The sequence below is a fragment of the Paenibacillus sp. PvP094 genome, from assembly GCF_040546835.1.
GTDB lineage: Bacteria > Bacillota > Bacilli > Paenibacillales > Paenibacillaceae > Paenibacillus > Paenibacillus illinoisensis.
This window is the reverse complement of the sequence record NZ_JBEPOM010000001.1, coordinates 3,466,287-3,487,388: the sequence shown is the minus strand read 5'-3', so window position 1 is coordinate 3,487,388 and position 21,102 is coordinate 3,466,287. Positions and strand designations below refer to the sequence as shown.

Annotated in this window: 18 protein-coding genes and 1 pseudogene; 4 read left to right on the top strand and 15 right to left on the bottom strand. The window is 48.7% G+C overall.

Annotated features, from left to right (window positions below):
* Positions 1–49: 49 nt before the first annotated feature.
* The 8 genes from glcT to ABIC22_RS16070 form a co-directional block, all read right to left on the bottom strand.
* Entirely contained in the window at positions 50–904 is an 855-nt protein-coding gene (gene glcT, locus ABIC22_RS16105) for a glucose PTS transporter transcription antiterminator GlcT (protein WP_127538661.1), read from the bottom strand.
* Between the two features lie 166 nt (positions 905–1,070).
* Positions 1,071–2,618, bottom strand: a complete 1,548-nt coding sequence (locus ABIC22_RS16100; RefSeq protein ID WP_354482120.1) for a flotillin lipid rafts scaffold protein FloT — start codon at positions 2,616–2,618, stop codon at positions 1,071–1,073.
* A 55-nt stretch (positions 2,619–2,673) separates the two neighbouring features.
* Entirely contained in the window at positions 2,674–3,210 is a 537-nt protein-coding gene (locus ABIC22_RS16095; protein ID WP_354482117.1) for an NfeD family membrane protein, read from the bottom strand.
* Positions 3,211–3,424: 214 nt separating this feature from the next.
* Positions 3,425–4,588 carry an iron-containing alcohol dehydrogenase gene (locus ABIC22_RS16090; protein WP_354482114.1) on the bottom strand — a complete coding sequence of 388 codons (1,164 nt, stop codon included), beginning with the start codon at positions 4,586–4,588 and terminating at the stop codon, positions 3,425–3,427.
* A gap of 90 nt (positions 4,589–4,678) precedes the next feature.
* Positions 4,679–5,266, bottom strand: coding sequence for an MSMEG_1061 family FMN-dependent PPOX-type flavoprotein (locus ABIC22_RS16085; protein ID WP_354482112.1), 588 nt, complete (start codon positions 5,264–5,266; stop codon positions 4,679–4,681).
* Between the two features lie 280 nt (positions 5,267–5,546).
* The gene (locus ABIC22_RS16080; protein ID WP_354482109.1) at positions 5,547–7,145 is read right to left on the bottom strand and encodes a UDP-glucose--hexose-1-phosphate uridylyltransferase; all 1,599 of its coding nucleotides are present in this window, start codon (positions 7,143–7,145) and stop codon (positions 5,547–5,549) included.
* Between the two features lie 15 nt (positions 7,146–7,160).
* Positions 7,161–8,150 (bottom strand): UDP-glucose 4-epimerase GalE, encoded by a 990-nt coding sequence (gene galE / locus ABIC22_RS16075; protein WP_354482106.1) that lies wholly within the window; start codon positions 8,148–8,150, stop codon positions 7,161–7,163.
* A 1-nt stretch (position 8,151) separates the two neighbouring features.
* Complete coding sequence (locus ABIC22_RS16070) at positions 8,152–9,333, bottom strand: galactokinase (RefSeq protein ID WP_354482103.1); 1,182 nt, start codon at positions 9,331–9,333, stop codon at positions 8,152–8,154.
* 153 nt (positions 9,334–9,486) lie between these two features.
* On the opposite strand from ABIC22_RS16070, the gene ABIC22_RS16065 reads away from it, so the two are divergent.
* On the top strand, positions 9,487–10,449 hold the full coding sequence (locus tag ABIC22_RS16065) for an AraC family transcriptional regulator (protein ID WP_354482101.1): 963 nt from the start codon (positions 9,487–9,489) through the stop codon (positions 10,447–10,449).
* A 155-nt stretch (positions 10,450–10,604) separates the two neighbouring features.
* Here the strand turns inward: ABIC22_RS16065 and mgrA are convergent, their stop codons facing one another.
* From mgrA to ABIC22_RS16035, 6 genes are all read right to left on the bottom strand, one after another.
* Complete coding sequence (gene mgrA / locus ABIC22_RS16060; protein WP_095289537.1) at positions 10,605–11,612, bottom strand: L-glyceraldehyde 3-phosphate reductase; 1,008 nt, start codon at positions 11,610–11,612, stop codon at positions 10,605–10,607.
* A gap of 81 nt (positions 11,613–11,693) precedes the next feature.
* Positions 11,694–12,434, bottom strand: a complete 741-nt coding sequence (locus tag ABIC22_RS16055) for an NAD-dependent protein deacylase (protein WP_354482098.1) — start codon at positions 12,432–12,434, stop codon at positions 11,694–11,696.
* Between the two features lie 30 nt (positions 12,435–12,464).
* Positions 12,465–13,241, bottom strand: coding sequence for an HAD family hydrolase (locus ABIC22_RS16050; protein ID WP_354482095.1), 777 nt, complete (start codon positions 13,239–13,241; stop codon positions 12,465–12,467).
* Between the two features lie 28 nt (positions 13,242–13,269).
* Positions 13,270–14,034: an alpha/beta fold hydrolase gene (locus tag ABIC22_RS16045; RefSeq protein WP_354482092.1), complete on the bottom strand. Its 765-nt coding sequence runs from the start codon at positions 14,032–14,034 to the stop codon at positions 13,270–13,272.
* Between the two features lie 90 nt (positions 14,035–14,124).
* Positions 14,125–14,790 (bottom strand): bifunctional 2-keto-4-hydroxyglutarate aldolase/2-keto-3-deoxy-6-phosphogluconate aldolase, encoded by a 666-nt coding sequence (locus ABIC22_RS16040; protein ID WP_095359776.1) that lies wholly within the window; start codon positions 14,788–14,790, stop codon positions 14,125–14,127.
* Between the two features lie 87 nt (positions 14,791–14,877).
* Positions 14,878–15,843 (bottom strand): sugar kinase, encoded by a 966-nt coding sequence (locus ABIC22_RS16035; RefSeq protein WP_127538650.1) that lies wholly within the window; start codon positions 15,841–15,843, stop codon positions 14,878–14,880.
* Positions 15,844–16,065: 222 nt separating this feature from the next.
* On the opposite strand from ABIC22_RS16035, the gene ABIC22_RS16030 reads away from it, so the two are divergent.
* The 3 genes and pseudogenes from ABIC22_RS16030 (at position 16,066) to ilvD (ending at position 19,476) form a co-directional block, all read left to right on the top strand.
* Positions 16,066–17,106 carry an acyltransferase family protein gene (locus tag ABIC22_RS16030; protein ID WP_354482088.1) on the top strand — a complete coding sequence of 347 codons (1,041 nt, stop codon included), beginning with the start codon at positions 16,066–16,068 and terminating at the stop codon, positions 17,104–17,106.
* A gap of 121 nt (positions 17,107–17,227) precedes the next feature.
* A pseudogene (locus ABIC22_RS16025) lies at positions 17,228–17,470 on the top strand (KGG domain-containing protein); the annotation flags it as partial.
* A 320-nt stretch (positions 17,471–17,790) separates the two neighbouring features.
* Entirely contained in the window at positions 17,791–19,476 is a 1,686-nt protein-coding gene (gene ilvD / locus ABIC22_RS16020) for a dihydroxy-acid dehydratase (RefSeq protein ID WP_095289529.1), read from the top strand.
* Positions 19,477–19,621: 145 nt separating this feature from the next.
* Here ilvD and ABIC22_RS16015 read toward each other — a convergent pair whose 3' ends face one another.
* Positions 19,622–21,046, bottom strand: coding sequence for a polysaccharide deacetylase family protein (locus ABIC22_RS16015; protein ID WP_127538647.1), 1,425 nt, complete (start codon positions 21,044–21,046; stop codon positions 19,622–19,624).
* Between the last annotated feature and the right edge of the window lie 56 nt (positions 21,047–21,102).

Below are 21,102 nucleotides of genomic sequence, written 5' to 3'. Positions count from 1 at the left end.
AGCCTTTACACTAAAATTGTTCGGACGCAATTCCAGCCGTGGGAATATTTCACTTTCCCTCTTCTTCTTTCCTTTGATTGAGCCGTTGGAGATGGATGGTCAGATAACCAACCTCTGCTGGATAAACCGGCAGATTCAATCTTCGCTCCATCACTTTGGTCAGCTTCCATGCAAGCGAGTACATTTCAGGGTACTCCAACTTGAGCAGGGAATCCAGCTTATGAAGCTCTTCCACCTTATCCCCCCGTCGCACACGTTCCAATGCAAAGCGAAGATGCGTAAGCAAACGCGAATAGTCCAGTGACTCCGTCTCAAACGAATAATCCAATTGGTCCGTTACGATTCCCACCAAATCGGTAATCAGCTGGGAATGCTCGCGTACTTGGGATATGTTCTGATTGGTCATGGCACTGTAGATATGGAGTGCAATAAAACCAATTTCATCCATACCCAGATCGACACCGAGCTTTTCCTTAATAAGGCGAACGGCGTAATCTCCCATTCGATATTCTTCGGGGTAGATCTCACGTGTTTCATATAGAAACGGATTTTGGATCACAATGCCCTGTTCTTTGCGTTTAAGTGCAAAGGAAATATGATCGGTCAATGCAATATGAATATGTTCGTTAAGCGGAACATCCGTACGCTCAGCAATATACGTAATGACTTCGTTAATAATCTCGATCAATGCCTCATCCACTTGCGGAAGAAGCTGTTTGTACTGCTCTTGCTCCTGCTGGTTTTTCAAAATAAACATCTTCTCCACAGCCATCAAGGGAATGATGTCACCCGTTTTCCGGTTAAAGCCTATGCCTTTACCGATGACGACGACTTCTCCATGTTCAGGATGCTGTGCAATAATTACATTATTATTTAGCGCTTTGTTTACATGCAGGCTGCTCACTGTTTGCACCTCTTTTTTCATACCATCTGGAATGTGATTCTTCACAATCCTCGTAATGAACGAAAAGACGTCCGGTGCGGGCAAACCGCGCCGAACGTCTCGCTTAAAAAGTAACAAAAAATCACGTTAAGGTCAATAGAGCTTCACGTATCGTTCACACGTAATCCTAATCCTCTGCTCCAGCTCTCTCCACAATCTTGTCGATCACAGATGGAGTGTTTACAGTTTCGCTTTGCTGAACAGCAACAGGTGCAGGCGTTTTGGACTTGGTCAAACCTTTGATCAACTGCTCTACATCAATGCCCGATACGCTTTTCAGCATCTCAGGAGCTGTAGACATCAGTTCGGTCACATAGTTACTTACACGTGCTGCACCCTCCCCCTTACCTGTATCTACCACAGTTAATTTATCAATGGATGAGATCGGCTCTGCAATTTTACCAGCAAGCTCAGGCAGCATTTTGACGATGATATCGAGTACTGCAGCCTCGCCAAATTTCTGGAACGCTTCCGCCAATTTTTCCTTCGCTTCGGCTTCCGCCAGACCGCGCAGACGAATGACCTCTGCATCCGCAGTACCCTTGGCCCGTTCTGCATCTGCCATCGCCTGACCTTCAAGCCGTTTTTGTTCTGCTGTTGCCTTGGCTTGGGTCTCGATAGAGTATTGCACCGCATCGGCCTCACGCATTCTTTTTGCTTTGTCCGCTTCGGCCGCCTGCTCGACAGCATAACGATCGGCTTCCGCTTTTTTCTTCACTTCGGCGTCATACTGCTTCTCACGTACGGTGATCTCTTTTTCTTTCAGGTCAATCTCACGTTCTTTACGCACGAGTTCAACTTTCATTTGTTCTTCAACAACCGTCTGTTTCGCACGCGCTTCTTGGATATGATACGCTTGGTCTGCTTCGGCCTTAGCCGTATCCTGATCGCGCTTAAACGCTGCCACTTTCAATTCCTTCTCTTTGGCTGCTTCAGCGATATTGGTATCCCGGAGCAATTCCGCCTTTTGTCCTTGCTCTTCTGCATTCGCTTTTTGAATACGAGCATCTCTCATTGCTTCTGCTTCCGCAATCTCGGCATCCCGTTTCACGGCAGCGATTCTCGGCTTACCAAGGGCGTCCAGGTATCCTTGTTTGTCACGAACATCCTTGATGGTAAAAGATACGATCTGCAGACCCATCTTCTTCAGATCCCGTGCAGCCACACCTTGAACCTCTTGTGCGAACCGATCCCGATTCCGATAAACTTCCTCCACAGTCATGGTTCCGAGAATGGCCCGCAAATGCCCTTCCAGAACTTCCTGTGCTTCGCCTCTTAAGGCTTCAACAGGTTTACCGATGAATTGTTCGGCTGCTGTTGCTACATCTTCCACAGCACTACCAACTTTGATAATCGCGACACCATCTGCAATAACCGGAACCCCTTGTTCCGTATACACTTCTGGCGTGGATACGTCCAGCTTATGAGACAGCAATGAGATAAATTCGGACTGCTGGAACACAGGCCAGATGAAGGCACCACCGCCACGTACAATTTTAATTTTACGTCCGGACTCATCTTCGGAAATATTTTTATTCCCCAGGAAGGAACCCGTAACGATCATCGCTTCATCGGGTCCAACCGTCTTATATCTCGCCCAGAAGGCCAACCCAAGAACCAGAATGACACCTACAACAATTGCAGGAATCAACAACACATCCATATTTAATTCCATTCCACATCTCTCCCCTTATATTTCATTGATGACGAAACAATTTCTCGCGTCCTACTTAGACGTCTTTAAGTAAATCTTCATCCCATTCTGCTACACGAAGCACACCTTCCGTAACGTCCACCACAACAACACGCGCTCCTGCCGCAATAGGGCGATGTTCGAAGCTGGACGCGGTATGAATCGTGTTACCGGAAGCAACACGGATCATGACCTCACCGAAACCCTTTTCAGGTACTGGAATCGTAATCTCTCCGATTTTCCCGGATAGCTCCTTCATGGAAAATGCAATGGAAACCTCACTATTCCGCATCGGCTTGATATAAGCAAAGAATACCAGCATGGCAGCAGCAATACCTATAAGCAGGGATAAGATAAGACCCGCAATGGCACTTACGGAGCTATAACGCGTCAACATGATTCCAGCTCCGCCAAACGCTGTGATAGAACCAGCAAGTACAACTGGTTTGAGAAAATCAATGCCTGGCAGTTCAAAGACTCCATCCAGCAATCCGTCAATCAAGTCACCCAGCACCAGGCTGACGACCGCAAAAATGGCTCCTCCGATTAGACACCCCCAATAGATGGACTCCATTCCCCGTTCCTCCTCTCTTCTGCCGAAACTCCTAACCCACTGGGCATTCCTCATGTAAATAAATACGTAGTAATTGGCTTAAAGTTTCAAAATCTTTCCTCATTTGTATTCAAGACCCGATAATGGTTATTCTGCATGGTATTTCACGCAAAAAGACCGCAATTCTCCATATTGTGGAGATTTGCGGTCTTTATTAATAATTGAATGCCCTTTATTACAGTGATGCCTTGTAAATGGATACAACATCCTCACGCTGCAGCTTCTTGAAGTTACCAAATGGGCCAAACAGCATCGCCTTGTCAGCCATGACATCAATCTGGCTGTCGTCAATGTCATAGTCAGCAAGACGACTAGGTGCGCCAATAGACGTCCAGAATTTACGCAAAGCTTCGATGCCTTCCTCGGCTACCTGTTGGTCCGATTTGCCTTCCGGATTGACTTCAAAGACATTTATCGCCAATCGTTTGAAACGATCCACGTTTACGTCCAGGTTGTGTTTCATCCAGTTCGGGAACAGAATAGCAAGGCCCCCGCCGTGCGGGATGTCATATACAGCAGATACTGCATGTTCGATATTGTGGGTTGCCCAGTCACCGGCAAGGCCCATATTCAGTACGCCGTTCAAAGCCATCGTACCGCAGTACAGAATGGTTTCACGCAGCTCATAGTTTTCCAGATCCTCTACCAAACGAGGTGCTGCATCCATAACGGTACGCAGAATCGTCTCACAGAAGCCAAGTTGTACTGGCGTATTGGCATCCAGATGGAAATAATGCTCCAATACGTGAGACATCATGTCGACCATGCCGTATACCGTCTGATCCAAAGGCACGGTATATGTATTAACCGGGTCAAGGATGGAGAACGCAGGGAATGAATACGCACTGCCCCAGCCCAATTTTTCCTGTGTATCCTGATTCGTAATAACGGAACCGGAGTTCATTTCGGAGCCTGTTGCTGCCATCGTTAGTACAGTACCAAGTGGAAGTGCATCCTGAGCAACCGCTTTACGCTGAGCAAAGTCCCACATGTCGCCATCATATTTCGCACCTACGGCAATCGCTTTGGCACAGTCGAGCACACTACCGCCACCTACGGCGAGAATCAGCTCGATGTCCTGAGTCTTGCAGATTTCTACTCCCTTATGGACAGTCGAAAGACGCGGGTTCGGTTCCACGCCTGCCAGTTCTGTAACTTCTGCTCCAATTTCCTTAAGCAATCCGATCACTTGATCATACAGACCACTACGTTTAATGCTGCCGCCGCCATATACAAGCAATACCCGCTTGCCGTACTTCGGTACTTCGGTTTTCAACGCTTCCAGTTGTCCTTTACCGAAGATCAGACGGGTAGGGTTATAAAATTGAAAAGATCTCATAATCTATGTCGCCTCCATTGGAGTTAGAATGTTTGTGCAACTCCAATTATAGTACCCTGATTTTATAAAAACAAATCCATAGTCACTCACTTATAACAAGCCGTTGATTTGCAGATGGGCACGGAACATATCCATGGTCGAGGGCAAATTTTCCTTATCCACCCAAGTCTCGGAAGACCACAACCCCGACTGCTTGAATGCTCTTGGGCAATGGATAAAGCATTCATTCACGTCTACAATAACCGCTGCCCCGATCGTTTTTCCCGTCCAGCCCATACTATTGATAAACTCCTCATCCTTCGTAATAGAAGCTGTTCCATTGATGCGTAATACTTCGTTCATGCCAGGAATGAGGAAGAGCATACCCACCCCAGGATGGGTTAGGATGTTTAACAGCGAGTCAATACGGCGATTGCCTGGACGTTCAGGATATACCAGACGATGCGCATCAAGAACCTTCACGAAGCCTGCTTCGTCTCCCCTGGGGGATGCATCACTTCTACCATCCCCATCCGAACTGGACAGAAAAAATAGGGGTGACATGGATAAAAAATGTTCAACATGGGAGTCCACAAACGATATCGCTTTGTTTCTCACGTGCTCATGAGGCTCACCCACCATGGTTTGCAATTCTTCTGCGTCGGTGATTAGCGGTATGTTCAGTGGCTTCTTTTCCATTTATTCGTCCCCGTTTCCTAAACTTCAAATATTTGATCAAGCTATGATAATCATTCTCATATTATACAATGAACCACCCGCCTCTGCCATGGCCCTGTGTTTATTGCTCATGATGGAAGAATACTTTAGATACATGATCGCTAATAACCATCGAGCCACATACACAAGTAAAATTGCAAGATGATGGATTCATTGTATTGAAAAAAGATAGATGAGCATTGCTGCTCACCTATCCTTTGTAATTGTTTATTCACTACATAATATTACTGCCCATTTGTACTTATTCGGTATATCCCATGCTTTCTACAAATCGACGGAATGCCTGACGTCCTGCTTCATCATATTTGTAAACTCCGGCATGCTCCAAAATCTCGGAAAACTTCAGGCCTACTTCCTGCTGAATCAGAGCAACAGCCTGTTCCTTGTCCAGGTTGGAACCGAAACGTTCTTTCAGTTCCTCCGCCCAGCGAAGATGCTGGTTCAAAACATGGTCAGAAGCCTGGGCAGCTTCCGCAAGCTGAGTGTCCCCTGCGAGAATATCGGCAATCCCGTCCAATTCTTCTTTTAATCGCCCTGGAAGGATGGCAAGCCCCATGACTTCGATAAGTCCGATGTTCTCTTTTTTCAAATGATGCATTTCACGGTGCGGGTGGAAAATCCCCTCAGGATGCTCTTCATTCGTACGATTGTTGCGAAGAACCAGATCCATCTCGTAACCACCGTCCGCACTGCGACGAACAATTGGTGTTACGGTGTTGTGAGGTACCTGCTCTCCATCCACCTCGCTGAACGCCTGGATCTGAACGGAAGGATCACTGTACAGTTTCCACGCTTCATATACGGCGTTACCCGCTTCGAGCAGCTCCGCTGGATCATGTGAAGCGAGCCGAAGAACGGACATTGGCCATTTTACCAGACTCAGGGTAAGCCCAGGTGCATGCGCATGACGGAATACCGCTTCAGGTTTCGCATTTTGGATGGCAAATGTATGGCGTCCGCCTTGGAAGTGGTCGTGAGTCAGGATCGAACCTCCCACGATAGGCAGATCTGCATTGGAACCAATAAAATAATGCGGATACTCGCCTACGAAGGCAAGCAGCCTGCGCAACGTATCTTTTGTCAGCTTCATAGGCACATGATCATGATGGAAAATGATGCAATGCTCGTTATAGTACACATATGGCGAGTACTGGAAGAACCAGGGTTCACCGTTTAATTCCAGCGGAATAACGCGCAGGTTTTGCCGGGCCGGGTGGTTTACCCGCCCAGCATAGCCTACATTTTCCCGGCATAATTGACACTTCGGATACACCGGCGGCGGAAGCAGTTTGGCCATGGCGATTTCCTTCGGACTTTTCTCCGGCTTGGACAGGTTAATCGTAATTTCCATATCGCCATATGGCGTTTCCTGTGTCCAATACACATTCTTGGAGATTCGGTCCATACGAATGTAGTTGGAGTGAATCGACAGCTCGTAAAACTTCGATGTGGCTGCTTCAATACCTTCTGTTTGCTCTGTGTGGCGGAACGCGCGAACCACCTCGGATGGACGGGCCATCAGTTGACCCATAATTTTCGCATCCAGCAAATCACGGTACGTATCGGTATTCTCCGGAATGAGTCCAATTGCATAACCATAGTCAATCAACGTATCCAGCAAGGATTGCGGTCCATCCGGTACCATCTCGTTCAATGCTCCATCGTATGGCTCGGAAAATCCGAACTGTTCCAGCAGAAGGTTGCGGCTGTAATCCCGATCCGCTTCTTCAATCAGCTTGTTCTGCAAGGCAAATGCAACCAGACGTTCAATGGCATGCAGTGCTTCCTGCTGCTCCGGTGTCCGGTCTATGGTGCCTGCAGCATTATGGGTCTGTGACATATGGATGTTCGCCTCCTAGTTTTTTCCGTAGCCGTTAGGATGAGATTGGTGCCAGCTCCAAGCACTCTGAATGACATCTTCCAGATTGGTCCATGTCGGATTCCAGCCTAGTACGGATCTTGCTTTGGCAGAAGAGGCTACCAGTACAGCCGGATCACCTGCACGGCGCGGCTCCTGTACAACTGGGATATCAAGTCCAGTCACTTTTTTCGCAGTTTCAATAACCTGTTTAACCGAGAAGCCTTGACCATTACCCAGGTTAAACACGTTGCTGTTCTCCCCTTTGCGGAGATAATCTACCGCGCACAGATGCGCATCTGCCAAGTCACTCACGTGAATATAATCGCGGACACAGGTTCCATCTTCTGTCGCGTAGTCATCGCCAAACACAGCAATGTGCGGACGTTGTTTCAATGCGGTTTGCAGTACGAGCGGAATCAAGTGGCTCTCCGGTTGATGGTCTTCGCCAATTTTGCCGCTATCATGTGCTCCAGCTGCATTGAAGTAACGCAAGGACACGTATTTAATATCCTGTACTTTATCGAACCAGGACATCATGCGTTCCATCATCAATTTCGTTTCGCCATACACGTTCGTAGGCTCAGTTCGGTCACTCTCTTCGATTGGCACTTTCTCAGGCTCGCCATATGTGGCGGCTGTTGAAGAGAATACGATCCGGCGTACATCGGCTGCATTCATCGCTTCCAGCAGGCACAACGTACCGAACACGTTGTTGTCATAATACTTAACCGGATCCTTCATGCTCTCGCCGACAAGCGAGTTGGCTGCAAAGTGAATGACTGCATCAATGGAGTTTTCAGCAAACAGTTTTGCCAGAAACGCCTTGTCACGCAGATCTCCTTCATACAGTTTGCCGCCCAGCAATGCTTCCCGATGCCCTGTCTGCAAATTATCCAGAACCACGACTTCCTCGCCGCGTTCCAACAAAGCCGCTACCGTATGCGAACCAATATATCCTGCTCCACCTGTCACTAAAATTGCCATTTTACTTCGCCTCCTTCAATTCTTTGACACCGTCGCCTACTCCGCACACATAGAAGTCTCCCTTAAGACTTGTACGTGCTTCATACGCTGCCCCCACTTCGCGGACAAAACGTTCTACATCATCCTCATGTACCAGTGACACCGTACATCCACCGAATCCGGCTCCCGTCATGCGTGCGCCAAGTGTGCCTGGAATGCGCTGCGCTTCCTCCACCATCACGTCCAATTCCTCACAGCTTACTTCATACAGATATCGGAGCGATTCATGGGAAGCATTCATCAGCTTGCCGAACGTTTCCAGATCGTTATTACGCAGTGCTTCCACTGATGCAAGCACACGTGCATTCTCTTCCACGACGTGCTCTGCACGCTGTCTTACCTTCTCATCCTTGATGTGATCCTGCAGTGTTACAAATTGCTCCGGCGTCAGTTGCGCCAGATAATCAAGTGCAGGCAGCTGTTCCTTCAAAATGGCAAGTGCCTGCTCGCATTGGGAGCGCCGCTCGTTATAGGCCGAGTCTACCAAACCGCGACGTTTGTTCGTATTGCCAATGACCAGCTTATAAGAGCCCGTACGGAAAGGTACTTTCTCATATTCAAGCGTATCACACATCAGCAGAATGGCATGATCTTCTGCTCCGTTAGCCACGGCAAACTGATCCATAATGCCGCAGTTGACGCCAACGAACTCGTTTTCTGCTTTTTGGGACAGAAGCGACAACTGTACTGTATCGATCTCAGATACACCCTCCATGGATTGAATCGCATATCCCGTAAGCACCTCCAGCGAAGCCGAAGAGGAGAGTCCGGCACCGTTCGGGATTTCACCGTGGTATAGGAAGTCATATCCTTTCGTTACCTCCACGCCTTTAGCTTGCAGTTCAACCATGACACCAACTGGATAATCTGTCCACTCCCCTGTTTTCTCCTTGCCGATCGAGGATGTGTCCAGCACGCCCTCATAGGACATATTGGTGGAAGCCAGCTGCAATTTGTCGTCCTTCCGTTCCCGGATAACAAGTGTTGTACCGAATTCAAGTGCTGCCGGAAGCACGTACCCGCCATTGTAGTCGATATGTTCCCCGATCAGATTTACACGTCCAGGAGCATGGAATACACGGAGATCCGCTTCACTCTCTCCGTACTTCTCAATAAACTTTTGTTTCAATTCATGTATGTTCATTGCTGCTGCACCTCATCTCAATGTTGTTGTTTTCTTAAGGTTATTATACAAGAAAGCGGTACCTCTTGAAATGCAACCATGTGTGTTTCATATGGATAAATGTGACCTTCCGTCATATAATGGAAAGAACACCACAGAAAGAAGGAACGGCACATGATTGATCAACACAAGGAACATTCAGCAGTAGAGCCGATAAAAAACACACAGGAATCCTCGGGGAAAAGTGGAGCAAAAACGTACTCCGTTGCCTCCAATCCGGTCTATTATGAGAAGGGGCCATTACATGTCCTTTTTGCAGGCGCAAGCCAGACCCTTCCGGGTCATGCCCTTGGTCCAAAACTATACGATTACTATCTGCTTCATTATGTAGAAAAGGGCGCTGGTACATTCCGTACGGAACTCCATACCTACGAATTATCCGCAGGAGATTGTTTCCTCATTCATCCCGGGCAACTGGTCAGCTACCAGTCCGATGCTCGCCGCCCCTGGGAATATCGATGGATGGCCTATACAGGCAGCCAGGCTGGGAAACACACGGAGGAAGCGGGCTTTCGTCCGGAAAAATCCGTTTTTCATGCCGGTCCATCCTGCGGAATTGCTGACTGGCTATCCGTCATGCAAAATGCATTTGCGGAGCGCAAGGAAAGCTCTCATTTTACATCCATCGGTACGTTATATATGATTCTAGCCGAAGCCCAAAATCACCTTTCTCAGGGACAAACCCTGATTCCTGGTGAATCTTCGATTAGGCGGACGGTAAAACAAATGATCCAATACATGTCTACCCAATATGCTCACCCCGTCTCCATTGAACAGATGTCGGCCAGCCTCGGCTACAACCGCGCTTATTTATCCCGGATATTCAAGCAGGAAACCGGTCTGTCCCCGGTCACGTATCTGCTCAAGCTCCGCATTGACAAGTCACGGCAGCTGCTGCGTGAACGTCCGGATCTGTCCATTGAGCAGGTATCCGCATCCGTAGGACTGCCAGATGCCCTTTATTTCTCCAAACAGTTCAAACGTTTCCACGGAGAAGCCCCGACTCTCTATCGTGAAAATATTCTCTCCAGACCTCCAGCTCCGAGGCCCGGCATGGCACAACCAAACAAGAAATAACCCTTCAGGAAAAGTGTAAGTGTTGCGAACAACATCTGTTTACTTGGGCACCATGCATGAGTGCAAATTAGTGAAAAAGAAAAGAAGATGCTTCTGCCATTACGGCTAACATGCACCTTCTTTTTTCATTTAATTATAGGTTCTCAGTCACATGCTTATTTGTCATGATGTTCGGGACTGAGAATGGATTCAATTCGCTCCAGCTCTTCCGATGAGAAGTCCAGCTGATTGAGTGCGGCCACATTCTCCTCGATCTGCGATGTACGGCTTGCACCGATCAATGCCGACGTTACCCTACCGCTTCGCAAAACCCAGGCAAGCGCGAACTGCGCCAGACTCTGACCACGAGCTGCAGCAATCTGATTGAGAGCACGAACTTTGCGCAGCGTCTCAGGTGAGATATTGTTCTCGTTCAAGAAAACGGACGGCCCTTTTGCACGAGAATCCTCCGGAATACCGTTCAAATATTTGTTCGTCAGTACCCCCTGTGCCAAAGGACAAAATGCAATGCTGCCTGCACCATACTCATCCAGCACGTCCTGCAGCCCATCTTCAATCCAGCGGTCCAGCATGGAATACTTCGGCTGGTGGATCAATAGAGGTGTGCCCAAACCTTTCAGAATTTCGGCAGCCTCTCTCGTCTGCTCTGCCGGGTAATTGGAGATGCCCACATAGAGTGCTTTACCCGAACGAACAATATGGTCCAGAGCCATCATCGTTTCTTCCAGCGGTGTTTCCGGATCATAACGATGGGAATAGAAAATATCGACATAATCCAGCCCCATGCGCTTGAGACTTTGATTCAGGCTGGATACCAGATTCTTGCGGGAACCCCATTCGCCATAAGGTCCGGGCCACATATAATATCCCGCTTTGGTGGATATCACCAGTTCATCCCGATAGGGCTTCAGATCCTGGGCCAGCACCTGACCAAATAGCTGCTCTGCAGAACCTGCGGGCGGACCGTAATTGTTGGCAAGATCGAAATGCGTAATGCCCAGATCAAAGGATCGAGTAATCATGTTTCGACCGTTCTCTGCATTATTGATGCCGCCAAAATTATGCCAGAGTCCAAGTGAAATGGCCGGAAGTTTCAGTCCAGAACGTCCAACCCGGTTATATTTCATCGTTTCATAGCGTGTATCGCTGGCTAAGTAGACCATCATGAATCCCTTCTTTCCCCAGGTTCCGCTTCCTGCACTCTGTTCGAGCGCGGGAGAAGGCGGTTATTTCAGACAAACCGTTTAACCAAGAAGCTGGTCCACCTTAATCATTACCTCGCCGATCGGCTCGGTAATCAGCAAATCTGCCTGCCGGTCATACGCCGTTGGCGTGGCATTCAGTAAGACGGTGTGTTTTCCCCGAAAATACGTAATTAGCTGTGCAGCAGGGTGGACGGTCAGTGAGGTACCGCCGACCAGCAGCAGATCAGCAGAAGAGATTGCGTCCACAGAGTGGTATAGCGTGTTCTGGTCCAGTTCCTCTTCATAGAGCACAACGTCAGGCTTAATGACCCCATTACAAGCCGCACAGCGGGGAACCGCATCCTTCGACCGAATGATGTCATCCAGCGGGTAGAAACACCCGCAATCCATACAGGCATTCCGATGAACGGAACCATGCAATTCGAGTACGTTGGTGCTGCCTGCTTTTTGATGCAACCCGTCGATATTCTGGGTAATGACCGCCTTCAGCCGACCTTCCTGCTCCAAACGTGCAAGGAGCTTATGACAACCGTTGGGTTGGGCATCGGGATGAAGCATTTTTCCCCGATAGAAATCATAGAAAATATCGGCATGCTGATCGAAAAAGTGACGACTCAGCAGTTCCTCCGGTGGATAAGGGGAATGCTGCTCTGTCTGATATAGGCCCGCGGCAGAGCGGAAGTCGGGAATCCCGCTTTCGGTCGACGTTCCTGCCCCTCCGAAAAAAACAATATTCGAACTTTCCTGAATCCAGGAAGCCAGCTGTTCTACCTCGTTCATCCTCTCTCCTCCTTAGCGGAATAATCCCGTTCAGGCACCATCCGGACTCACCCGGATTTCATGATAATCCCCAATAACGACATCCGCATCCTGTAAATGTACTGCTTCCTTCCCAGGGGGACAAAAACCAACAACATGTGAAACTCCTGCGTTCAGTCCCATCTGCATATCCCCGTTGCTATCACCTATAACGATGGCCTGGTTAGGATGAATATGTAATTCACGACATGCCAGCTGAGCAGTTTCGCCATTCGGCTTGCCTAATGTAACGCGGTCACAGCCTACGATGGACGTAAAGAAAGACCGTATCCCCATCCATTCCAGATGCTCTTCTGCTGCGGACGTGCTGTCCGAGGTTACCACCGCCACCTTGATCGAAGCTGCTCGGCAGCTCTCCAAAAAAGAGACCAGTCCAGGCATAGGCTGAGCCTGCCGTTTGGAACGAACTTCCTGCATGGCTGAATTGGAGAGCTCACGGACTGTTGTGATCGCATCATTCCAGGGCATGCCTGCTGCATACAACTGTCCGGCCAGGAGCCCGGTGCTCTCATCTACAGTAGCGATGGCCAGCGGACCCTGCCTGTCATAATCAATAATGTGTCCTTCGTGATCGTGGACTGTACCAAGCACCCTGCCTCTTTCTACCGTGAAACCAGACCCCATGCCTGATAACACGGCTTCCAATTGATTTAGCAAGGAATCGGCCCACGGCCCCCATAATTGCAAAAATTCAAGCAGTGTCCCATCCTTATCGAACAAAATGCCCTGACAGGGAAGCTGCAGACCGTTTATTTGAAGTATGGCCATAACCTTGCCGCCCCTCCTGGCAGATGTATTATTGGATACCTTCGAGCCATTCGGTAACCGCCTTTACCGTTTGAGACAACTGCTCTTCGCCCGTAATTTCAGGTTCTCCGTCACCACTCTGGTGCCCGTAGTCACCGAACTGCGAGTGGTTCCCTCCTTCAATGGTGTAGTACACCGTGTCTTCCGGCAGATAGACGCGGCCGTTTTGGTATTTGGTCGCATTGACGACTTCGTCATTGGTACCCAATATGGATAGCGCCTGAATCCCCAATGACTTTACGCTGCCTTTTTGATCCGGATAGGACGCCAGGAAAAAGATGCCTTGAAGCGCGCCCGGATGGGATGCTGCATAACGTGCAGCCATGGATCCACCCAATGAGTGTCCACCCATGACGAATGATTCGTCCGGATAAGCATTACGAATATCATCTGCCAGGTTTTGTTTCAGTACTGCCAGATTGACCGGCATTTTGGCAATGATGGTATGGTGTCCGGCTTCTGCCAACTCGTGAGCCAGAAGAGCATAACTTTCCGGTTTCACCAAACCACCCGGATAGAAAATAACACTAATCCCTTCAGGTTTGTCTGGCATAAAATCAATCCAATTTTCCTGTTCACTCACCGTAACCTGATCCGCTGTTTCCATAGCCTTCTGGGCCATTTCCTGCGGTCCGTACGGGGTAAATAGCTTCCAGGCAACAAACCCGCAGCCAATGACAATGAGCGCCAGAAGTACGAGCAGAAATTTTCCGATGCCCCTCTTCTTGCGCCCTGTATTATACCGGTTCCTCAACTTCAATCACCTTTCTTCACTTACCGCAGGTACTGCGGCTCTTGGGGAATAGGAGCAAGACTGAACCTGCTCACATTCCCCGCCTTGCCTCTATTCCGCTTTCGCCTTACGGTAAGCATCCATATATTGTTCCGCCTTGCGGCGAACATGACTTAAATCCCCTGTTTTCATCGCTTCGGAAGTCAGGTCGGACCCGATCCCCACAGCTACGGCTCCTCCCTTGATCCAATCGCCCAGATTGGACAAGGATACCCCGCCGGTCGGCATAAAATTCGCTTGAGGCATAGGCCCCTTCATCGTCTTGATAATGGATGGATCATACAGATTGCCTGGGAATAGCTTCACGATGTCCACACCAAGCTCAAGCGCACGTTGAACATCGGCAATGGTCATCACGCCAGGCAGGATCGGAATTCGATAGAGATTGCAGATCTGTACGGTATCCGGATTCAGCGATGGTCCGACAACAAACTCAGCACCTGACATGATTGCAGCTCTTGCTGTCTGGGGCTCAAGCACTGTTCCTGCTCCTATTATGGCAAACTTTTCGGGATCCTGTGTGTTCCAATGGTAGACACGGCTCAGTTTCTCGATGGCTTTGAGTGCACTGGGAACCGTCATCGTAATCTCAATCACTTTGATTCCACCGGCGATGGCTTGCTCGGCCATGGCGATGACCTGATCGGCAGAGTCGGCCCGAAGTACGGCGACTACCCCGTTATCCGTTATTTTTTGCAGCAGCTGAAGCTTCTTCATTTCATTCTCTCCCTTATCAATGTGGTTGTTTATTACAAGCCTTATAATTGAAGAACGAAGATGAGACTTACATGATATCAGCAGCGACTAGCGCTCAACATGGGTTACGTTGTTCAGCTTGGCCTCGACTTGCTCCCACGTCGGAAGCGCCTCCCAATCACCAACGGCCTGTATGACCATGGAGCCAGTTAAGTTCCCGAGCCGGGTAGCCTCCTGCGGAGAGTATCCCTTGAGCAGGCCTGATAGGAAACCTGCACAAAATCCATCTCCCGCGCCAACCGTATCCAGCACATGATCCGCCTTGAAGTACGGAACTTCCGTTAGGGTACCATTCACCAATACATAGGTCAAATCCGGTCCGCCTTTTACGATGGAGACAGCATTCAGAGCTGACAAACGTTCGAATATCTTCTGCTCATCCTGTTCGTTATACAGCAGCTTCATCTCGTCCAGGCCAGGCAAAAAGTAGTCAGCCTGCTCTGCCAGACGAAGCAAAACCGGACGAGCCTGCTCTGCTGACCAGAGTTTAAGACGCAGATTCGGATCAAAACTTACTTTTACACCAGCCTGTTTGGCTATATGTATGGCAGCTTCTACCGTAGACAAACCCGAAGGGCTTATAGCGGCAGTAATACCTGTAACGTGCAAAATCTCAGCCCCGGCAATATAGTCCGGATCCAGATCATCCGGAGTCATCGCACTTGCAGCGGATAGTTTCCTATAATAATGTACAGAGGATTTCCCGGAAGCGTTCTCACGAATCATCAGACCTGTCGGTTCCGCGTCACTCAAGCGTGCTCTGGATACATCTACACCTTCACCACGAATTGCTTTTAAGATCATGGTGCCGATGGGATCCTGACCCAAGCGCCCAAACCAACCACTTGTATGGCCCAGTCGGGACACACCGATGGCCAGATTGCTCTCTGCGCCGCCAAACGACTTGTCCAATGAAGCCGCGTATTCAAGACCTCTTGTATCCTTGGCTGTCAGCAAACCCATACTTTCACCGAATGTAACAATTTCAGGACTTTGGCGGGTATTCGTTGACATCGTTTCTTAGCCTCCTTAAATTTACAATTCCTCATCTTCTTTTCCCATTGTCATCCTCTATGCAACCGTTGTCAATCCCGCTCGTTCATTTTGTTGTCACAGCTCCGGGAAAGGATAGCGCTTTCTATTGTGAATTATATCACAATGATTCCTTCATATCCGTATTACCCTTATGAAAGATACAGATGGCCTCGACCGTGAGGTCAACAGGAGGGTTACAACATGAACAACCGGACTGGAATCCGTGGTGATCAGGAATCATTTTTTTATAACTTGCGCTTTATGCTTATTGTCTGTGTACTCGTTGGAAATGCTCTTGAACCACTCATTACACGCTTTGCGGGAGCAGAGGCTCTGTTCCTGTGGATATATACATTTCATATGCCGTTATTCGTATGGGTTACCGGATATTTCGCCAGACATGCACCTCAGGGTGCATCCGGACGCAAAGTGCTTAAACAAATTGCGCTTCAATACGTTCTGTTTCAATCGTTATACGCTCTAATGGATGTAACGTTGTTTCACACCCCGCACATGAAACTGTCCTTTTTTGCTCCTTATCTGTTGCTGTGGTTTCTGGCCAGTCACTTCTGCTGGAGGCTCCTGCTCAGAGCTACCTTATCGTGGAAGCCGATCTATCGGCTCATTGCCTCCATCCTGCTGGGAGTAGTGGCGGGTTACTTGCCTCTGGATGGATTTTGGCTCAGCTTCAGCCGAACGTTTGTGTTTCTCCCTTTCTTCATGATCGGTTATGACTATGGAGCGTCCATTCGTTCTTATGTGCGAACTGGCTGGGGGCGTCATGCCGCCGCAATATTATCTGCTGGTCTTTTGATATGGATAGGTTTGGGAGGACTTCAGATCTCCACAGGTTGGTTAATGGGCAGCATGACTTATGCTGAACTCGGTCACCATGAGTGGTATGCCGGAATCTATCGTCTTGCAATTTATGCCCTCGAAATGATCTCGGGAGCTCTATTTCTGGCCTGGGTGCCTTCTCTTACATCCAGACTGACCGATATGGGACGGCGTACACTTTATGTATTTCTCCTGCACGGATTTCTCGTTCGCCTTATGATCTGGTCAGGCGTTTATAATTATATCGAAAGCGGATTATACATTCCTGTGATCGTTGCTATAGCCGTAATGTTTGCTGTACTATTGGCCCAGCCCGCAGTACGTCATGCCTTTCGGCCCGTAATCGAACCGGATATCTCCCGGTTTTCCCTGCATCGCCGTGAAATATTCAAGCGTTCTGCATGAATGCTTATCTGTCCCTTGTTCATTACTCTCTATCGTAACGGCTTGTTTCAGGCTGGAAGCAACGTGGTAAGTAGGGATACGCGCTACAAAAAACAACTTATCCCTTAAGGAGTGATTTGTAATGGCACGTTCACAGGCAGCTGGACAAAAGATGAGTCGCGAGGAAGCAGGCCGATTGGGTGGCAGAGCCACCTCCAAAAATCATGACCGCAGCTTTTACCAAATGATAGGCAAAAAAGGTGGAGAAGCGACCTCTGATGCTCATGATTCCGATTTTTACAAGGAGATTGGTCGCAAAGGTGGCGAAGCAACCTCCGAAACGCATACCAAAGAATTCTATCGTGAGATCGGACGCAAAGGCGGAAGCAACTAGCCTTTTTCACCGAATCTTATCCGAATAATAACAAAACGTTATATTGCTGTTAAGAAAGCCGAACTCCATGAAAATGAGAGACGGCTTCTTTCTATTGATTGTAGAAATATGACGACGGTTGTGATAGACTCTATAAAAAACCGGGTTGTTCACGGGTTTAAAGCAGCAAAGAACTTCATAAACTACGGGAAGCTCGAAGCCGACCGAGTCGGTTATTTTTTAGAGTACGGATGAAATTAAACGACAGATGCACTGCCATTTATATTTCCATTCATGTTGCTCAATATTATATATTTGGGGGGAAATACACCATGTCAGCCAATAAGATGCGTTCCGATATGATCAAAAAGGGTTTTGACCGTGCACCACACCGGAGTCTGCTCCGCGCAGCGGGCGTTAAAGAAGAGGACTTTGGCAAGCCGTTTATCGCTGTTTGTAACTCTTACATTGATATCGTGCCGGGCCACGTTCACCTGCAGGAATTTGGTAAAATCGTAAAGGATGCTATTCGTGAAGCGGGCGGCGTTCCATTCGAATTCAACACCATCGGAGTAGATGACGGAATTGCCATGGGACACATTGGTATGCGTTACTCGCTGCCAAGCCGTGATATTATCGCGGATTCCGTGGAAACGGTTGTATCAGCACACTGGTTCGACGGCATGGTCTGTATCCCGAACTGCGACAAAATCACACCAGGCATGATGATGGGTGCACTCCGCTGCAATATCCCTACTGTATTTGTAAGTGGTGGCCCAATGAAAGCAGGTCGTGACAGCAATGGTAAGGCCCTGTCCCTGACTTCCGTATTTGAAGGCGTAGGTGCCTTCCAGGCTGGTAAAATCGACGATAAGAGCTTGCTCGAGCTTGAACAGTTCGGTTGCCCAACTTGCGGTTCTTGCTCCGGTATGTTCACAGCAAACTCAATGAACTGTCTGGCTGAAGCGATGGGACTGGCTATGCCAGGTAACGGTACCATTTTGGCTGTAGCTCCTGAGCGTCGTGAATTTGTTAAACAATCCGCGAAACAATTGATGGAACTCATCAAACTGGATCTGAAACCACGCGATATCGTTACGGTTGAAGCGATCGACAACGCCTTCGCACTGGATATGGCTATGGGTGGTTCAACCAACACTGTACTACACACTTTGGCTCTCGCTCATGAAGCAGGCATCGATTATCCAATCGAGCGCATCAATGAAGTGGCTAACCGTGTACCTCACCTGGCGAAGCTTGCACCTGCATCCGACCTGCACATCGAAGACGTACACAATGCCGGCGGCGTAAGTGCAGTTCTAAACGAATTGCTGAAGAAACCAGGCGCGATCCACGCGGATTGTATTACCGTAACCGGTAAAACGATCCGTGAGAACGTAGAGGGACAAGAGATTCAGGATACGAATGTTATCCACAAGCTGGATAACCCGCATTCCGAAAGAGGTGGCCTTGCCGTATTGTTTGGTAACCTTGCACCGGAAGGCGCGATTATCAAAGTCGGTGCGGTTGATGCTTCGGTTGGCGGTTACCACAAAGGACCTGCGATCTGCTTCGATTCACAGGAAGAAGCACTCGAAGGCATCGCGAACGGCAAAGTAAAAGAAGGACACGTTGTCGTTATCCGTTACGAAGGACCAAAAGGCGGACCAGGTATGCCTGAGATGCTTGCTCCAACTTCCCAGATCGTAGGTATGGGACTTGGTGCCAAAGTCGGTCTGATCACAGACGGACGTTTCTCTGGTGCATCCCGCGGTATCAGTATCGGCCACATCTCTCCGGAAGCAGCAGAAGGCGGTCCAATCGCTTTTGTTGAAGAAGGAGATATCATTGAGCTGGATCTGAACAACCGCATTATCGAGCTGCACATCAGCGATGAAGAGTTCGAACGTCGCCGTGCAGGTTGGAAAGGCTTCGAGCCGAAAGTAAAAACAGGCTTGCTGGCTCGCTATTCCAAACTCGTTACCAACGCAAGTAACGGTGGGGTTTTGAAAATTTAATCTCCTGCAATTTTTCAATTGTTTTGCTATCTGAAGCAAATTACAAAATAAAAAGGGTTGCTCCTCTGCCAGTGTTGGCAAGGGAGCAACCCTTTTTGCATTGATTTACATGCAATCGAATTAGATATGAATAATACCCAGTTTATTAAACCGTTGGTGTGTTGTTCAGCTCAGCACCGGCCAGTACATCCGCTTCACTCTCCACCAGATCTGTTTGCATCTGTTCCGTTGTTGCAGCTACAAAGGCATGTTGTCCGTAACGCTCCATTAATACACCAAGCGGCATGGCAATCATTTTCGGAACCAATTGCTCGGATCGCTGTTTCAAACGCTTGGTTCCTGAAGGATGAATTACACTCAGCAATAGTTTGAGATACACCTTGGAAGCCGAACTGAAAGGTCCAGGCGGCAGATCCTTAACGGTAAATCCGAATTTCTCAGGTCCCCGATTAATCATACTTACACCGTACACTGCTTTGGCAGAACGGAGTTCAGGTTCCGATGCAATCTGCCGAGCCAGATCGGGAAGCTGCTGTTCCATGGCCCGAATCATACGGATGGCCAGATGCATACTGGAGCGCGAGGTCATCCCGAGCTCGAATAATTTTTTATTATCAAAATGAAGTTCAATAACCGGGTCGCCGTTTCGGATGACTTGCCCCTCGCTCATTTCAACCAACGCACCGTGATATACACGGGATCGATAATGAAGCATCGGGTCTTCCGGCGAAGCTGTCCGCAGATGGTATACCCAGTGGAACAACTTCTCCCAGCCAAGCCATAAAGCAACCACAATTCGTTTCCATGGGGATAATACGGTTTGAGCTGGACTCGTTTTCTGAGATTCACTCACGGTAATGCCTCCTCCCATCAAGGTATCGATGCGTACACTTTGCAATCCCTGCCGCTCAGCCTCTTGCAGTACCACTTCCAAGGCCTGGAGCATCTGTTCAGGTGCATGTGCATCAGCCCCAAGCGTGGTACCCCGGTCATGCAGCAGCATGACTTCTCCGCCTCTGAGCTCTTTCAACATGCGTTCTGTCAGTTTCTTTGCTCCGACACGACTTCTCCAATCCTCGAACATGGAAGACCACAGGACAATCTGGCGATCCTTTCTGCTGAAAAAATCAAACAGGTTCATGATCCCCCAAGGCGGACGGTAAAAACAGGTTCTTACCCCCGTGACCTCCTCTATAATCTGGCCTGTTCGCTGTATCTGATTTTTAACCGTACGCGGCCGCATTAGCCAGTTTGTTTTGTGGATGTAGTTATGGATTCCGATCAGATGTCCTTGCTCATGAATGTGCTGGATAAGTTCCGGGTGACTGGCCGCATGCTCCCCAACCACAAAAAAAGTCGCCTTGGCATCGTATTGCTTCAGCAATCGGAGCAACCTTGGCGTATATACCGGATCGGGACCATCATCGAAAGTTAACGCAAACTGTGTATCGCTTTTCCCACGCCTGAACACGCGCAACCCAAAGAGTCTGCTGATCAAACTTGGAATAAAGGCGTAAAAAGATGAAATGTACAATGCCCATAAAAATAGGCTCTGAAGTAAATTTGTCATGCTCTGATTCCCCACTTCTCTTGCTGAATGACTGCTCCCATCCAAGTACTATGGAA

Bases quoted from the DNA above. Each gene is read 5' to 3' on its own strand.
- ABIC22_RS16065 (WP_354482101.1), top strand. From the start codon at position 9,487: ATGATTGATCAACACAAGGAACATTCAGCAGTAGAGCCGATAAAAAAC.
- ABIC22_RS16015 (WP_127538647.1), bottom strand. From the start codon at position 21,046: ATGACAAATTTACTTCAGAGCCTATTTTTATGGGCATTGTACATTTCA.
- ABIC22_RS16085 (WP_354482112.1), bottom strand. From the start codon at position 5,266: ATGGAAAAGAAGCCACTGAACATACCGCTAATCACCGACGCAGAAGAA.
- ABIC22_RS16035 (WP_127538650.1), bottom strand. From the start codon at position 15,843: ATGTCAACGAATACCCGCCAAAGTCCTGAAATTGTTACATTCGGTGAA.
- galE (WP_354482106.1), bottom strand. From the start codon at position 8,150: ATGGCAATTTTAGTGACAGGTGGAGCAGGATATATTGGTTCGCATACG.
- ABIC22_RS16070 (WP_354482103.1), bottom strand. From the start codon at position 9,333: ATGAACATACATGAATTGAAACAAAAGTTTATTGAGAAGTACGGAGAG.
- ABIC22_RS16050 (WP_354482095.1), bottom strand. From the start codon at position 13,241: ATGGCCATACTTCAAATAAACGGTCTGCAGCTTCCCTGTCAGGGCATT.
- ABIC22_RS16030 (WP_354482088.1), top strand. From the start codon at position 16,066: ATGAACAACCGGACTGGAATCCGTGGTGATCAGGAATCATTTTTTTAT.
- ABIC22_RS16055 (WP_354482098.1), bottom strand. From the start codon at position 12,434: ATGAACGAGGTAGAACAGCTGGCTTCCTGGATTCAGGAAAGTTCGAAT.
- ABIC22_RS16080 (WP_354482109.1), bottom strand. From the start codon at position 7,145: ATGTCACAGACCCATAATGCTGCAGGCACCATAGACCGGACACCGGAG.
- mgrA (WP_095289537.1), bottom strand. From the start codon at position 11,612: ATGGTCTACTTAGCCAGCGATACACGCTATGAAACGATGAAATATAAC.
- ABIC22_RS16090 (WP_354482114.1), bottom strand. From the start codon at position 4,588: ATGAGATCTTTTCAATTTTATAACCCTACCCGTCTGATCTTCGGTAAA.
- ABIC22_RS16100 (WP_354482120.1), bottom strand. From the start codon at position 2,618: ATGGAATTAAATATGGATGTGTTGTTGATTCCTGCAATTGTTGTAGGT.
- ABIC22_RS16040 (WP_095359776.1), bottom strand. From the start codon at position 14,790: ATGAAGAAGCTTCAGCTGCTGCAAAAAATAACGGATAACGGGGTAGTC.
- ABIC22_RS16095 (WP_354482117.1), bottom strand. From the start codon at position 3,210: ATGGAGTCCATCTATTGGGGGTGTCTAATCGGAGGAGCCATTTTTGCG.
- ilvD (WP_095289529.1), top strand. From the start codon at position 17,791: ATGTCAGCCAATAAGATGCGTTCCGATATGATCAAAAAGGGTTTTGAC.